11 protein-coding genes are annotated in these 15724 nt (G+C 64.8%); 6 read left to right on the top strand and 5 right to left on the bottom strand.

Annotated elements, in window-relative coordinates; genetic code table 11:
• Nucleotides 1-62: 62 nt before the first annotated feature.
• From CDV49_RS20485 to CDV49_RS10195, 4 genes are all read right to left on the bottom strand, one after another.
• Complete coding sequence (locus tag CDV49_RS20485) at nt 63-200, bottom strand: hypothetical protein (protein ID WP_179209169.1); 138 nt, start codon at nt 198-200, stop codon at nt 63-65.
• A 462-nt stretch (nt 201-662) separates the two neighbouring features.
• Nucleotides 663-2636, bottom strand: coding sequence for an oleate hydratase (locus CDV49_RS10205; RefSeq protein ID WP_088215434.1), 1974 nt, complete (start codon nt 2634-2636; stop codon nt 663-665).
• A 120-nt stretch (nt 2637-2756) separates the two neighbouring features.
• Nucleotides 2757-4760: an ATP-dependent helicase gene (locus tag CDV49_RS10200; RefSeq protein WP_088215433.1), complete on the bottom strand. Its 2004-nt coding sequence runs from the start codon at nt 4758-4760 to the stop codon at nt 2757-2759.
• Nucleotides 4761-4873: 113 nt separating this feature from the next.
• The gene (locus CDV49_RS10195) at nt 4874-6676 is read right to left on the bottom strand and encodes an NAD(P)/FAD-dependent oxidoreductase (protein ID WP_088215514.1); all 1803 of its coding nucleotides are present in this window, start codon (nt 6674-6676) and stop codon (nt 4874-4876) included.
• Between the two features lie 281 nt (nt 6677-6957).
• On the opposite strand from CDV49_RS10195, the gene CDV49_RS10190 reads away from it, so the two are divergent.
• The 4 genes from CDV49_RS10190 to minE all read left to right on the top strand — a co-directional run bounded on the left by CDV49_RS10190 (nt 6958) and on the right by minE (nt 11082).
• Complete coding sequence (locus tag CDV49_RS10190; protein ID WP_088215432.1) at nt 6958-8805, top strand: sigma-54-dependent Fis family transcriptional regulator; 1848 nt, start codon at nt 6958-6960, stop codon at nt 8803-8805.
• Nucleotides 8806-9206: 401 nt separating this feature from the next.
• Complete coding sequence (gene minC / locus CDV49_RS10185) at nt 9207-9965, top strand: septum site-determining protein MinC (RefSeq protein ID WP_256947306.1); 759 nt, start codon at nt 9207-9209, stop codon at nt 9963-9965.
• Nucleotides 9962-10810: a septum site-determining protein MinD gene (gene minD / locus CDV49_RS10180; protein WP_088215430.1), complete on the top strand. Its 849-nt coding sequence runs from the start codon at nt 9962-9964 to the stop codon at nt 10808-10810. Before minC ends, minD begins: the two co-directional genes overlap by 4 nt.
• Nucleotides 10807-11082, top strand: coding sequence for a cell division topological specificity factor MinE (gene minE / locus CDV49_RS10175; protein WP_179209168.1), 276 nt, complete (start codon nt 10807-10809; stop codon nt 11080-11082). Before minD ends, minE begins: the two co-directional genes overlap by 4 nt.
• 716 nt (nt 11083-11798) lie before the next feature.
• Here the strand turns inward: minE and CDV49_RS10170 are convergent.
• Nucleotides 11799-12506, bottom strand: a complete 708-nt coding sequence (locus CDV49_RS10170; RefSeq protein WP_088215429.1) for a GntR family transcriptional regulator — start codon at nt 12504-12506, stop codon at nt 11799-11801.
• A gap of 557 nt (nt 12507-13063) precedes the next feature.
• On the opposite strand from CDV49_RS10170, the gene CDV49_RS10165 reads away from it, so the two are divergent.
• Nucleotides 13064-14578, top strand: coding sequence for a class I adenylate-forming enzyme family protein (locus tag CDV49_RS10165; protein WP_088215428.1), 1515 nt, complete (start codon nt 13064-13066; stop codon nt 14576-14578).
• 413 nt (nt 14579-14991) lie between these two features.
• Nucleotides 14992-15606, top strand: a complete 615-nt coding sequence (locus CDV49_RS10160; protein ID WP_179209167.1) for a TetR/AcrR family transcriptional regulator — start codon at nt 14992-14994, stop codon at nt 15604-15606.
• The last annotated feature ends 118 nt before the right edge of the window (nt 15607-15724 follow it).

Here is a 15724-nt window from a genome sequence, read left to right as displayed (position 1 = left end):
ACATCAGAACTTTTCTGGGCTTGTTAGCTATCAAGCTAGCACGCATGTCCTCTCCAACCCCATCAGTCACACAAGCCCTGCTTGTTGCCATCTGCCTGTTCGGTTCCATCAATCGGCTCGCGGTGTTGCGACTGGCCGGCATCGGCCTGACGCTCCCGTAGCGGTTCGCAAGGTGCGCCTTTTCGCGTCGTGTGCTTCATCTCGTCATCTCCCTGTGTCGAGGAAGAAACCCTTCGCGGCTGGCGATGTTCCCGGGTATCGGAATTTGACGGCACGCCGTCATCCTCCCTTCCGGCGTTTGGGGTCTGTCCATGGAGAGCATCCACCGGACATCAAGTCGCGGATTCGCAGACGGAAGCGGCGCGCGCCTTGTCCCTACTGGCATGGTGTGTCGGCATTGGAAGCCGGGGACGGTCGTGCAGCCACGATGATCCACAGTGACGGCCTTTCGGCGTTAACCCGTGTACCTGTCAGCCCCTCAAGTTCCCGGCCGGAAGGATGAAAGCCGTCGCTCGTTGCGACCGAAGCGGAAGCGCTACCGGGACGACAGACCAACCGAACGGCACACCTCGCAAAGTTAGCGCTCTGCCGTGACGTCCCTCTGCAAGGACAAGCGGAAGCCCGAGGGGGGACGTGACACCTGCGTTCCCGCAGGGGGAAATCTAACCCTTCGGGCGGGAGAGGCGCTCGCGCAGTTGCTCGGCAAGCGTCGCCAGCCGACCGGCAGCGACACTTCCCTTGCCCAGAATGCTCGCCAGCTCGCTCTCCACCCGCTCCCGAGCGCTTTCCCTATCCGGCAGCGGGGGAAGGATGTGGGCGTAGTAGGTCCGGTCGAGCAGGCGGTGCAGCAGCCGCTCCCCCGGAAAGGGGTCGTTGTTGTTGATGGCCCGCGCGGCTTTCAGCAGATTGCGGATGTCATATTGGCTCGGGTCGATATCGGTGACCATCTTGGGCAGGCCGAGCAGCGTATAAACCCCGATACGCGCGGTGCGGACCGAACTTTCCATGGTGAAGATGATGTCGTTCGAGGTTTCCACGAACTGCCCCATCAGGGCGAGATTGGTGCATCCCTCCGGCACAACGCGTGGCCTGTCGCCGGCTGCGCGGGGCATGAACTGCGCGGTGATATAGGGCATGAGCGACAGGCGCACCTTGGTCGCCGCAGCAATCGCGTCGATATAGTCATCGATGCCAAGATGGTAGCATAGCTCCGCGAGCACTTCTCGTCCGGTGCATTGCGGCATCGGCTTCTTGATGTGATTGCCGTCCTTGTCCATCAGCAGGGCATAGACCCAGAGCACGAGGACATCCTTCGGCTGATCGGGAAAATGCGGCTGGCGGTTGCAGGTGAAGCTCAGCACCCAATTGGAGTCGGTGAAGGTGATGACACCGCCCGTCACCGTTTTGCCGGAGTAGGGATCGTTGACGGACAGTTGCTTGAGCTTTTCCGTGAGCGGCGAGGGCCGGCAGGTGAGCGTGGCGGATTCCCACATGGACCCGGGGATGTTGCCGCAGAACTTTTCCGGCTTGCCGAAGACCGGTGACTTCCGCGCGAGGTTGAGCCACAGATCCCAGTCGCTCCCCTTCGGCGGCAGGCCGGGCCGCGCCTCGAGCTCCGGGGCGGTCGCGTCATCGCCATAGGCGGTGGCATCGGTCATGGAGCCGGTAAGCGCAAAGACCACGTCTTTCGGCCCGACGGGAATGACCTGCTCCCCACCCTCCACGGTGCAGCGAAGCGCGGTCACCCGACGCTGCCCGTCCTCCTCCTCCATATCCAGATCCTGCACGCTGACGCCAAAGCGGATCTGCACACCCAGTCCGCGCAGGTGACGGGAAAGCGGCACCACGAACGTATCGTGCTGATTGTACTTCGGGAAGATCAGGGCCGACATGTCGGCCAGCCCGTCGATCGCATCGAGGAACCGGTGCATGTAGAGCTTCACTTCGAGAAGGCTCTGCCAGTTCTGGAAGGCGAACATGGAGCGCCAGAAGAACCAGAAGTTGGTCTGAAGGAAGCTCTCGCTGAAATACTGTTCGATGGTGATGTCGTCGAGCTCCTCCTTGCGTTTCAGCAGCAGGCGAAGGAGTTCCCATTGATGCGCCCGTGTCAGGCCAAGCGTGGAGAAATCGCGGATCTGGCCGCGGTTGTGCAAGAGACGGGCCTTGGACCAGTTCGGATCGTTGTCGTTTATCAGCCGGTATTCATCCAGAACGCTGTATGGCTCCGGCAATTCCAGCGCGGGAATGTCCTGGAACATGTCCCAGAAATTGTCATAGGTCCAGTTCATCTCCCGGCCGCCGCGGATCAGGTAGCCTTCCTCCGCATTGCCCGAGCCGTCGAGGGAGCCACCTTCGATCTGCATCGTGTCGATGATGGTGATGTCCTCACCCTTCATGCGCCCGTCGCGGATCATGTAAAAGGCCGCCGCCATGCCCGCGATGCCGCCGCCGATGATCCACGCCTTCCGTCCTTCGACCGGCGTGACGGGCAATGGGCGGTTGCGCATGTAGGGGCCAGCGAAATCCGGGGGCGGCAGGGTATCCTGCGGCCCCTTGTGCCAGTAGCTTTTCCCGACATCCGCCTCAACCACCGGGGCGGACAGGGGCCGCTGCGGGCCGGATTTCGCGTTGGTCATGACCATCTCCACCATTCCCGCACGGCAGCCCCGCGCCCGGAGGACTTAGCGTCGGACCGGAGAGGGGCAAGCCGCGTCATCGGGCAGCACCGCCGGGCAGGGCAGCAGCTTCCGGTGGGGCTACTGCCACATGCCGCGCATCTTGCGGGCAATGTCGATCTTGGGCGGCGGCGCGGCCTCTGCGGCGATGGGGGGAGACCAGTAGGTCACGTCGAAATGCTCCAGCATGTCCCGCGTGATGAAACGGGTGCGGGCGGCATAAAGGTGACGGTCCCCGTTGCGGCTTTGCTGCGTGACATGGAACTTGAGCGGAATGCCCAGCGTCAGCCGGTCCTTCGCGCGCGTCATTGCGACGTAGAGCAGGCGGCGCTCCTCCTCCAGTTCAGCCGTATCGCCAACCCCGAGGTCGGAGGGGATGCAGCCATCGACCGCGTTCAAGACAAAGACGGAGCGCCACTCCTGCCCCTTGGCGGAGTGGATGGTGGAGAGGATCACGTAATCCTCGTCCTTGAGCGCCACGCCGGAAGGCCCGCTGGTGGCATCCGGCGGGTCGAGGGTGAGATCGGTCAGGAACCGCTCCTGCGAGGGATAGGCCATGGCGATCTGCTCCAGCTGAAGAAGATCGGCGCGGCGGAATTCAGCATCCTCGTGCAGCCGGTCCAGGTGCGGCTCATACCACAGCCGCGCCCGGCTCAACGCCTCCGGCCAGCCAAGGGGGCGCAGGGTCTGAACCAGTTCAGCCCAGCCGGTCACGCGGGCCGGAACCGGGAAATCGGACAGCGCCTGCAGCGGCCGCGGCGCTGTGGCCATCGCATCGAGCACCCTGCCCGCCGTTCCGGGCCCGAGGCCGGGCAGAAGCTGCAACGCCCGAAAGCCCGCCACCCTGTCCCTCGGGTTCTGCCCGAACCGGAGCACGGCGAGCAGGTCCTTCACATGTGCCGAGTCAAGAAACTTCAGGCCGCCGAATTTCACGAAGGGCACGTTGCGCCGGGTCAGCTCCACCTCCAGTTGGCCGGAATGGCTGGAGGTGCGGAACAGCACCGCCTGATCCCGGAGGCGCATCCCGTCTTCCCGGTTGGCGAGAAGCTGATCAACGACATGCCGCGCCTGATCCATCTCGTTCGCCACGGTGACGAGCCGGGGCTTCTCGGCGGAGGCACGGTCGCTCCAGAGGGTTTTGCTGAACCGCTCCCGCGCCTCTGCGATCACGGCATTCGCGGCGGTGAGAATGGGCTGCGTCGATCTGTAGTTCCGCTCCAGCGTCACCACGGCGGCGGGCGGCGTGAAGGCGGCGGGGAAGTCGAGGATGTTGCGCACGGTCGCCGCACGGAACGCATAGATCGATTGGGCATCGTCGCCCACCACCGTCAACCCCGCCCCATCGGGTTTCAGCCCCTGGAGGATGCGCGATTGCAGGCGATTGGTGTCCTGATATTCGTCGATCAGCACGTGATCCCACATCGCGCCGATATGGGCGGCAAAGTCCGGTTCCTCCATCACCTCCGCCCAGGCCAGAAGGAGGTCGTCGTAATCCAGCACGTTCTGCGCCTGCTTCGCCGCGACATAGGCTGCGAAAAGCCGCTTCAGGTCCGCCTCCCACATCGCACACCATGGGAAATGGCGTTTCAGGACATCCGCAAGCCCCTCGCCCGAGTTGACGGTGCGGGAGTATATGGCAAGGCAGGTGCCCTTGCCGGGAAAGCGCGCCTCGGTGCGCGACAGGCCGACCCCATGGCGGGAGAGGTTCATCAGATCGGCCGAATCCTCCCTGTCATGGATGGTGAAATCCGGTGCCAGGCCGATCTGCGATGCATAGTCGCGCAGAAGCCGCGCGCCGATCCCGTGAAAGGTTCCCGCCCAGGTCAGGGCATCCGCGGCATACCCCGCGGGGAGAGCGGAAGCCGCGATCCGCTCGACCCGCCGGGTCAGCTCCGCCGCCGCGCGACGCGAAAAGGTCATCAGCAGGATACGGCGCGGATCGGCGCCCTGCACAAGCAGATGTGCCACGCGATGCGCGAGCGTATTTGTCTTGCCCGATCCTGCCCCGGCGATGACGAGGAGCGGCCCCGCCCCATGCTCCACCGCCTGCCGCTGCCGGTCGTTCAGTTTGTCCAGATATCCCATGCGCGACTCCCGGCTTCGCGCGCAGGTTAACGGTTCGTGAACGGAAGGGGAACGGGTATTGCGGCGCCACCCGAGGGAGGCGCCGCGCGTTTCGCGTCACGGGTCGAGGGCGGTCACTGCAGGTGATGCGGTGCGTTCATGCCCCAGACGGGCGTGTCGATCCCCTCTGCCCGTGCCTTCAGCTGCAGGGCGAGATAGCGGGAATAATGCCGCGACTGGTGCAGGTTGCCGCCGTGGAACCACAGCCCTTCCTGCTGGGTGGGCTTCCACATGTTGCGCTGCTCCCCCTCCCACGGGCCAGGATCCTTGGTGGTTTCGGAACCCAGACCCCAGCATTTGCCGACCTTGTCCGCCACTTCCTGACTGATGAGATCCGCCGCCCAGCCGTTCATGGACCCGTATCCCGTCGCATAGACCACCAGATCGGCGGGCAGTTCCGTCCCGTCGTCCAGAACGACCGCATCTTCGCTCAGATGGCTGATCCCCTTGCCGGATTGCAGCTTGATCGACCCATCGATGATGAGATCGCAGGCCCCCACATCGATGTAATAGCCCGACCCGCGGCGGAGGTATTTCATGAACAGCCCGCTCTCGTCATCGCCGAAATCGAGCATGAAGCCCGCCTTCTCCAGCGCTGCGTAGAAATCGGCGTCGCGTTTCTTGATCTCGTCATACTGGGGCACGTGGAAGCTGTGCATGATCCGATAGGGGATGGAGGCAAAGATCATGTCCGCCTTGTCATGCGTGATGCCGTTTGCCACCGCCTGCTCGGAATAGAGCCCGCCAAGACAGACCTCCATCAGGCTGTCGGACCTGACGATATGGGTGGAGGAACGCTGCACCATCGTCACATCCGCGCCATTTTCCCAGAGCGCGGCGGAGATGTCATGGGCGGAGTTGTTGGCGCCGATCACCACCACCCGCTTGCCGCGATAGGCATCGGGGCCGGGGTGGCGGCTGGAATGCTGCTGCTCTCCCTTGAATACGTCCTGACCGGGGATTTTCGGGACATTCGCCTTGCCAGACATGCCGGTCGCCAGCACGAGCTGCTTGGGGTGAAGCACGATTTCCTCGCCGTCGCGCTCAACAGTGACGGTCCATTCCTTCCGCGCTTCGTCCCATTGCGCCGATTTGGCCGTGGTGCTGGACCAGTAGTTCAGCTCCATGACCTTGGTGTACATCTCCAGCCAGTCGCCGACCTTGTCCTTGGGCGCGAAGACCGGCCAGTTGTCGGGAAAGGGGATGTAGGGCAGGTGGTCATACCAGACCGGGTCATGCAGGCAGAGCGACTTGTAACGGCTCCGCCACTGATCTCCGGGGCGGGCGTGACGGTCCACGATGATCGTCGGCACGTTCAACTGCCGCAGCCGCGCCCCGAGCGCGATGCCGCCCTGTCCGCCGCCGATGATGAGCACGTAGGGCTGCTCCTCATAGCCCAGACGGGCGGTTTCCGCCTCCCGCTTTTCCTTCCAGCTCTTGCGGTCCGGGTCATGCCCATGCTCGGCACCCATCGGGCGGCGGAGGCCGCGGGGTTCCTCATGGCCCTTCAGTTCGTGGAGCGTCGTCAGAAGCGTCCATATCCGGCCGTCCTTCATGCGCAGATAGCCCACGCCGCGGCCCGTTGCCGTTTCGAACCGCAGCCAGCCCTCCGTGACATCGCCGTTCTCGCCGACCTCCTCCGCCGGGTCGAGATGCAGGGATTCAGGCTTGATCGCGGCAAGCTGCTCCGCCGCCATGGCGCGGATCTCCTCCCGCCCCTCGCAGGTGCGGATGTTCCAGGTGAAAGCGGCCAGATCGCGCCAGAAGCCCGTCTCCAGAAACAGATCCGCCACCGCATCCGCGTCCTGCGCGACAAGCGCGCGTTCCAGATCGCGGATGAGCGCATCGAATGCGGCATGTCTTGTCGTGTCGAGCATGGTGTCCTCCCTCTGCTTCGCCATGATGGCCGACCCTCCCCGGCCAGCCCTTCGCCGAATCGCCCCGTGAGGGTGCGTTGTGGCGGTGGGACAAGACTGGGGCGGGGGACGAGAAACCGGAAACACAAATACGACATCACATGTTTTCAACAGGTTAAACGAACGTGCGTTGCCGCGCCCTGCAACAGGTGTTGCATCGCCCTGCAACAGGCTTCCCAAGCGCCGCGCTTCCGCTAACCTTGTTCCGTCGGAGGAGGGGCCGGCATGGGGAGGAGGAGGGGATGGAGGATCTCCACCACATCCGCGAGATCGAGGAGGTCTCCCGTGGCAGGGCCGGGCAACGCGCGCCAGTGGTCGTGCAGAGCTGGCTGCGCTGTCTGAACCAGCACCGGCTGGATCCTGCGGCACGGTCGGAGGCCTATATCCTGCCCGACAGCGCGCTCCGCCTGCACAGGCAGCGCTCGGAGGATCTCATCGCGATCGCGCGGAGCGGTATCGAGCATCTCTACTCGCTCGTGGCGGGGCAGAACTACGTGCTCATGCTGGCCGACAGTGCAGGCGTGACCGTGGAATATCTGGGCGATCCCGCGCAGAAGGCGGCGCTGCGCCGGAGCGGGCTCTATCTGGGGGCGGAATGGTCCGAGGAGCGGGCGGGCACCTGCGCGCTCGGCGCCTGTATCGAGACGGGAGAGGCGCTCATCATCCATCAGAGCGATCATTTCGACCTCGCGCATACCGGGCTGTCCTGCACGGCGGCGCCGATCTACGATACCGGCGGGCGGCTGGCGGCGGTGCTGGACATCTCGCTCCTCTCCTCTCCCCTGCCGCGGGCCAGCCAGTCGCTGGCGCTGAACCTCGTCCGGCAATCGGCGCGGCGGATCGAGATGGCGAACCTCATGGCGGAAAGCAGGCGCGAATGGGTGCTGCGCCTGTCCGCCGGCGCGGATTTCCTGGATGTGGACCCGGAGGCGGCGGTCTCGCTCGATACAGCCGGCCGGGTGATCGGCATGACCAACGGGGCGGCACGGCTGATGGCGCGGGCGGCGGGGCTGGACTGGCGGGGTCCGGAGGCGCTGATCGGGCGGCCGATCTCGGATTTTCTCGACATCTCGCTGGACCGGCTGGAGGGGTTGACCCGGCAGCGTCAGGCGGCGGAGCGGTTCGTGGAGACGCGGGACGGTCATCGCCTGTTCGCCCATGCCATAGAGCCGCGGCCCGCCCCGCTCCGTGCCCCGCCGCGGCCGGAGCGGCTGCCGCAGGGCCTCCGGGGGCTTGCGGGGGCGGATCCGGTGATGGAGCTGACGCTCGGCCGCGCCGCGGCGCTCGCGGCCTCACCCCTGCCGCTGCTGATCGAGGGGGAGACCGGCACGGGGAAGCTGACGCTCGCGCGGGCGATACATGCGCTCGCGGGCAAGGGCCCGCTGGTCGTGCTGCCCTGTGCCGGACTGGCCGAAGAGGACGGCGCGCTGCTCTTTGGCCGGGCAGGGGAGCGGGGCGGCGGAATGATCGCGGAGGCCGGTGGCGGAACCCTGGTGCTCGACAAGGTGGAGGAGCTGCCGCCCGGATTGCAGCGCCGGTTTCTCCGCCTTGCGGCGGAGGAGGGAGCCTTGCCGGTCGGTGGGGTGCGGGCTGCGCCCCTGCCTTTGCGGATCATCGCGACAAGCCAGTGCGATCTTGGTCAGGCGGCGGCGGAGGGGCGCTTCCGGGCGGATCTGTTCCATCGGCTGAACGGCGCGCTCATCCGCCTTCCGGCGCTCCGCCATCGGCAGGATCTTCTCTGGCTGGCCGAACGCGCCTTCGCGGAAGCCTTCGCGACCCCGACGCCCCTGTCCGTGGAAGTGGTGGAGGCATTGTCCCGCTACGACTGGCCGGGGAACCTCCGGGAACTCGGGTATCTTGCCCGCGCGCTGGCCGTCACCGCTACCGGGCGGGCGGTGCTCCCTTCGGATGTCCCGCGTGCGGCCGCCCATGTGCCGCAACATGCAGAGGGGGAGGCGGCGCAGCTTCTCCGCGCGCTGGAGGACTCGGGGGGCAACATCTCGGAGGCGGCGCGGCGGCTGGGGGTGAACCGCTCCACGATCCATCGGCAGATGCATCGCTTCGGGTTGAAGGGTGGCGCGGGCCGCTGACAGCGGGGCGGGTGGCCTACCCGGAAAACCTGCAGCGGAAACCCGGAAGGGTCGAACCCTCTCCCCCTTGAGTCGTCGGGCAACGAAGGAGACGGCCTTCGGCGGAGCGGGCCGATCCGGCAACCCGTCATGGGCGCCGCTCTCCGCCGCAGACCAAGAGGCGTTCGGCCGGGCATTCTGTCGCGTTTCCCCGTTGAAAACGGCGTTTCCGCTCTGCTCCCCGCGACCGCAGACCGGAAATTTCACCCAAACGGCGGGTCGTCCTTTACAAGTCAGCGGGTTCCTGCTGAACACGCGAACGGCACCTTTCCATGAGGGCGCCGGTTCATGACAATGGATCTTCAATAAGAGCGGAGCGACCCCGGTCGTCAGCTGCCACAAAGAGCAGGAGCAGTTTCGAGGTGTCAGATCAAAACGTGCGGACAAGGCATGATCCCGCGCCGGCGGAGGGTGCCGCGTTTCAGGTGCGTGGCCGCTTCCTGACGGCGCTCGCGCTTCGCATCGGCACCGATCGCGCGGACGGCCCGTTCTATGCGCAACTCGACGAACAGTTGCAGCAGACGCCCCAGTTCTTTCTGGGGGCGCCGGTTGTGCTCGACTTCGTCAACGCCCCCGCCTTTGCCGATCTCACGGCGCTCCGCGACCTGGTCGAGAACCTTCGCGCGCGCGAGCTGCGAGTGTTCGGGGTGCAGAATGCCCCGGGGATGGATCCGGCAGTGCTGCAATCCCTTGGCCTGATCGTGCTGAATTCGGGCAAGGAAGTGCCGTTGCCGCGGGATGCCACGCCCGCACAGGCGGCAGACCCGCAAAGGGTGGACGCCCCGCCCCCCGTCGTGAACAAGGTGATCCGCTCGCCCATCCGTTCGGGGCAGCTCATCGTGGCCGAGCACGGAGATCTGACGGTCATCGGATCGGTCGCCTCGGGCGCGGAACTGGTCGCCGCCGGGAACATCCATGTCTATGGCGCTCTCCGGGGCCGGGCGATGGCGGGCTGCCACGGCAATACGGATGCCCATATCTTCTGCCAGACGCTGGATGCCGAACTCGTCGCGATCGCGGGCCTTTACCAGACCAACGAGGGTCTTGAGGACACGGCACGTCAGCGCTGCGCGCATATCTATCTGAAGCAAGAAAAACTCTGCATGGAGGTGGTCGGGTGACGACGGAACTGAAGGACAAGCCGCCTCTGGGGCGGGTTATCGTGATCACATCCGGGAAAGGCGGCGTCGGCAAGACGACATCGGCCGCGGCGATCTCGGCCGGTCTGGCAAAGCAGGGCTTCAGGACGGTCGTGATCGACTTTGACGTGGGCCTGCGCAACCTGGACATGATCATGGGCTGCGAGCGCCGGGTGGTGTTCGACTTCATCAACGTCATTCAGGGTGACGCGAAGCTCAAGCAGGCACTGATCAAGGACAAGCGGCTCGACAATCTGTCGATCCTGCCGACCTCGCAGACCCGCGACAAGGATGCGCTGACGCAGGAGGGCGTCGAAGAAATCCTGAAGGAGCTGAAGGCGGAGTTCGACTACATCGTCTGCGACAGCCCCGCCGGGATCGAGCGCGGTGCGCAGATGGCGATGTATTTCGCCGATGAGGCCGTGGTCGTCACCAACCCGGAAGTATCCTCGGTGCGCGACAGCGACCGCATTCTCGGACTGCTGAGCAGCCAGACCAAACGCGCGGAGACGGAAGGATCCGAGCCGATCAAGGCGCAGGTTCTGCTGACACGCTACGATCAGGCGCGTGTCGATATCGGCGAGATGATGACGGTGGAGGATGTGCTGGAGATCCTGGCCGTGCCGCTGCTGGGGGTCATCCCGGAAAGCAAGGCGATCCTGAAGGCCTCCAACGTCGGCACGCCCGTCGTTCTGGACGGACCCTCCGCCGCCGCGCAGGCCTATGAGGATGCCGTGACGCGCCTGACGGGCAACAAGCTCGAAATGCGTATCGCGCAGGAGCCCCGGCCCGGACTCTTCAAGCGGATCTTCGGGCGGGCGTCATGAACATTTTTGGTTTTGTTCGGAAAACCCGACCCGCCCCGTCGGCTCAGACGGCGAAGGAACGCCTGAAAATCCTTCTGGCGCATGAACGTGGCAGCGGCAGCAGCGCCGACCCCGATTACCTGCCGATGCTTCAGCGCGACATCGTGGCCGCGATCCGCAAATACGTGGCCATCGGCGACAAGGATGTCGAGGTCAGGATGGAACGCGGCGAGCAGATGTCGAGCCTTGAGATCAACATCGAGCTGCCGAAGGGCGCGACCCCCGCATCCTGAACAGCCCTGCCTCCTGAACAGCACAGGGCAACCGGCAGGCCGCTGCACTGCCGGTTGCCCGGGGCGCAGCGGGGCCGGATTCTGGTGCCCAGGCTGGCAGCGCTCGCCCCTTCCGGCGACGGCCCGAGCCGCATCACGCCATGGGTGTGCGACGGCTCCGCTTCGGCACATGGGCCTCACAGGCTGCTGAAAAGTTCTGAAGGCTGATGCCCAGGCTCTGGACATCGGGACATCTGGCCCCGGAATAATCGGGTAAACGTCCGGCTGGATGCCGTCAGATCGCAAAGGATTTCCGCTCCCGCACCGACCTGGAAAGCCGTTTTCAGCAGGCTGCCAAGGCGCTGGCGAAGAGGCGCGTGGTCCAGGCCGAAGGCCCTGCCACGTGCGGGAGAGCGACGACCCGCGAGGCCCGGGGTGCTACGCTGTCGCGGCGGATGAAACGCACCGCAGGCCGCCCTTGGCAGGCTGCTGGAACAACAGTGGGGCATCTCCCCGGTGCTTGCGTTGAAAGCCAGAAAATCTGTCCGGTCACGCGCCAGAACGTGCGGTTTCCGGGGCACTCCTCAACAATGTGGGAAAGAGCTCCGCCCCAGAGCAACCGCGGAATGCTTTTTCCAGCAGCCTGTTCGTGATTGCGGCATCCCACTCCGGCATTGCCAGCGTCAAAGCCTCCCCACCCCGACAAAGGCGGTGTACAGAGACAACGGCGTAGGGCGTCAGAGAGCGATGTCCTGCCGCATGTCGCGGGCGATCATCGCTTGTATGCGCGCCACGATCTCATCGGCGTGACGCCGGGCGAGCTTGTCGCAAAGGTCGATGTCCTGCGCTTCGACGGCAGCGATAAGGGCCTCGTGCTCAAGGATGTAGGGGTGGGGGTTTTCGGGCTGAAAACCGGGGTAGTAATACATCCTCAGGATGCGCCGCCCCTCATCCAGCAGCCTTGAGAACAGCGCGAGGTAATAGGGATTGCGCCCCGCCTCTGCGATGGCCACGTGAAAGTCGCGGTTCGTTGCGATCATCGCGCCCTCATCGCCCGCTGCCACCGCCATGGCGAAGTGCTGCTGCGCCGCACGGATGCGGTGCAGATCACCGGGCTGATGGAATTGGGCGGCGAGACGCGTCGTCACCCGGTACATCAGTGTCAGCGCGTCGAAGAACGTGTGCAGGTTGGGAAAGTCGATATTCGACACCATGGTGGAGCGGTTCGGCAAGGTGTCTATCAGCCCCTCCGCCGCCAGCCGGACCAGCGCCTCGCGGATCGGTGTGCGGGACATGCCGAAGCGTTCTGCGAGCTGTATCTCGTCTATGATGCTGCCGGGCGGAAGGTCGAGATCGAGGATCTGATTGCGGAGCAGGTCATAGACCAGCTTCACGCCCGAGCCACGCTTGCGGTCGGGCGGCGCGGCGGTGTTCTTCTGGGTCATCGTGCTCCTCCGCCTGTCGACAAAGGGAATACCGCGCAAGGCGGCGGCAATCAACCGCACCTCGAAGCCCGGGCAGGGAATGCGGCCACGGTGTCTCCGCCCGGCTGTCGGCACGAAGAGCAGTGCTGATCGCCGATGGCAGAAACGGCGACCTGTTACGGGAGGTGGCGCATGCACCCGTCCGCTCTGCCTGTGATGACGCATCATGGGGAAGTCGCCTTTCGACCTGCGGTGGAAGCGCCATCACCAGCTGCGCCAGCGCGGCTGGGAACCGATGGGCGGCATCGCCATCGCCTGTCGGTTTGGAAAGCCGAAGCTGGACGCCGGTCTGCGACGTCATCCCACGCGTTTGGCACGCGGCATGGCCGATCGTCTGGCGGCCGGTCCAGCGCATGGCGCAACACCCTCACGCCTGCCAGCCGCCATATGCACAGGGGCGGAGAGACCTCCGAAGAGAGTTCAGGTAGTCAGCGGCATGCGCTGCCGCTAGAGTCGTGCAAGGGAGGAACCATCATGCCGAAACGCCGATCTGAGCATCTACCACATGGAGCAGCGTCATGAACCCTGCGGAGTGGTTGCTGCGCAGCGCGAGAGTGTCGCCCGCGGCGCCAGCCCTGTGCCACGGCGCGAAAATCGTTGCCGATTATGCCGGTTTTGCCCGAAGGGCGGGGGCAATCGGGGCGGGATTGCGGGCGTCGGGAGTAGCTCCGGGGGATCGCGTCGCGCTTTTCATGACCAACAGGACAGACTATCTGGAGCTGGTCTATGGCGCGCTTTTTGCCGGGGCGCCGATCGTGCCCATCAACGCCAAGCTCCACCCGCGCGAGGCGGCGTGGATCATGGAGGATGCGGGCGCAACGGTCGCATTCGTCTCCGCCGATGTGGGCGCCGAGCTGGTCGCGCCCTCGGGCTGCCGGGTGATTGCCGTGGGCAGCGCCGAACATGCGCGACTGCTGGCCAGCGCGCCGCTGACCGCGCCGGAGCCGATGGCTGCCGGTGACATGATCTGGCTCTTCTACACGTCCGGCACCACGGGCAAGCCCAAGGGCGTGATCCTGACGGCTGCGAATGTGGAGGCGATGTGCTTCGGCTATCTGGCCGACGTGGATACCGTCTCCTCCGACGACGCGATCCTCTATGCCGCGCCCATGTCGCATGGCGCAGGGTTCTACAACTTTCCCCATGTCATGAAGGGCGCAAGGCATATCGTGCCCGAAAGCGGCGGCTTTGAGGCGGAAGAGGTGCTCGATCTGGCGGAACAGGTCGGCAACGTCTCCATGTTCGCTGCGCCCACCATGATACGGCGGCTCATCGACCGGGCGAAGGCGGCGGGGCGGAGCGGCGAAGGGCTCCGCACGATCATCTACGGCGGCGGTCCGATGTATCTCGCCGACATTCTTGAAGCCGTAGAGATGCTGGGGCCGCGCTTCGTGCAAATCTACGGTCAGGGCGAAAGCCCGATGACAATCACCGTTCTGCCGCGCGAAATGGTTGCGGACCGCAGCCACCCCCGCTGGCGCGAGCGGCTGGCCTCCGTCGGGTTCGCGCAGGCGCCGATGCAGGTCCGTGTCGTCGATGAAGCGGGACATGACGTGCCAAGCGGGGTGACAGGTGAAATAATTGCCTCCGGCGCGGCGGTCATGGCGGGTTACTGGCAAAAGCCGGAAGCCAGCGCGGAGACCCTGCGTGACGGCTGGCTCTGGACGGGCGACATGGGAATGATGGACGAGGACGGCTTCCTGACGCTTCAGGACCGCTCGAAGGACGTGATCATCTCCGGCGGCACCAACATCTATCCACGGGAGGTGGAGGAAGCGCTGCTTCTGCATCCCTCCGTCCATGAAGTCGCCGTGGTCGGGCGACCCGATCCCGAATGGGGCGAGGATGTGGTGGCCTTCGTCACGCCGACGCAAGGGGCGGAAATCGATCCTGCGCAACTCGACCGCCATTGCCTCGCACATATTGCCCGCTTCAAGCGACCCAAGGCTTACCGGGTTCTCGACGGGTTGCCCAAGAACAACTACGGCAAGATCCTGAAGACGGAGTTGCGCGCATTGCTCGCACAGGAATAGCAGGCTGGTGAAAACGCATTCCGGGGTGGTCGCGAGACCGAACTCCCCCCACATTGCTGGATATCGCCCCGGAAACCGCAAGCCTTGATCCCTGACCGGACCGATTTCCGGCTTTAGCAGGGTGCTGAAGTATTCAGAGGTTGCTCCGGGGCGGAGACCTTCCTTGTATGGTTGAAGTTCACCCCGGAAACCGCAGGTTTTTGCGCGTGACCGGACCGATTTTCTGGTTTTCAACGCAAGTCTGGCCAGACCCACGACTTTTCAGCAGCCTGTTAGCGTGAACGCGGCCGTTTGGCAGCCAGTTGAGGATCGGGCGCTTTCCCGTTGCAGGGGAGGGGCCTGCGCATTTATAAATCAAGCGATTGATTTTGGTGCGGGATGTGTCTCCTGCCACGTTCGGAAGGATGCGGATCATGGCAAAACCTGTCAGGCGCCGGGTCGGACGGCCGAGCCGCCAGGATATGGAGGCCGCTGCTCCGGGCTTCGACCGGCGTGAACAGATCGTCGCCGCCTCCGCAGCCCTGTTTGCCGAAAAGGGCTACGACCGGACGTCCATGCGGGATATCGCGGCGGCGACCGGTATCCTGTCAGGGTCGCTCTACTACTATTTCAGCTCAAAGGAAGCCTTGTTCGTCGAGGTTTTCAATGCCGGAATGGCAGTCTTGACGGAGGGGGCGCGGGCCGCGGCGGCAATGGAAGCGGTCTCGCCCTGGGACCGCCTGGAGCGGATCGCCGCGGCGCATTGTCGGGCGCTGCTCGAAAACAGCGGGCTGATGATCATGGTCGTGCCGCGTTTTCCCGAGGGAATGGATGAATACCGTGCGGCACTGGTGTCACGCCGGGATGCCTATGAGAGTATCATCGCGGATGCTGTCCGGGCGCTCGATCTGCCGCCTGACATCGATCCGCAGGTGTTCCGCCTGCAATTCCTCGGGGCGCTGAACTGGTCGCAAAGCTGGTATCGACCGGGGGTGATGAGCCCCGAGGAGATCGGAAGCCATCTGGTGCGCATGCTCCGGCCGCGATGATGTAATACCCAATAAAGACAATGTATTACGTGCAGCATAAGATTTTTCTTTATTTCAAGCAAGTGATTGGTAGAATAATTGGCAGGGGAGAGTCGCGAGGAGGCGGCTGCCTTGGAGC

The sequence above is a fragment of the Haematobacter genomosp. 1 genome (genome assembly GCF_002196855.1).
In the GTDB taxonomy this organism is placed as follows: Bacteria; Pseudomonadota; Alphaproteobacteria; order Rhodobacterales; family Rhodobacteraceae; genus Haematobacter.
The sequence above is the reverse complement of the archived record's forward strand: the minus strand, read 5'-3'. Positions and strand labels throughout refer to the sequence as shown.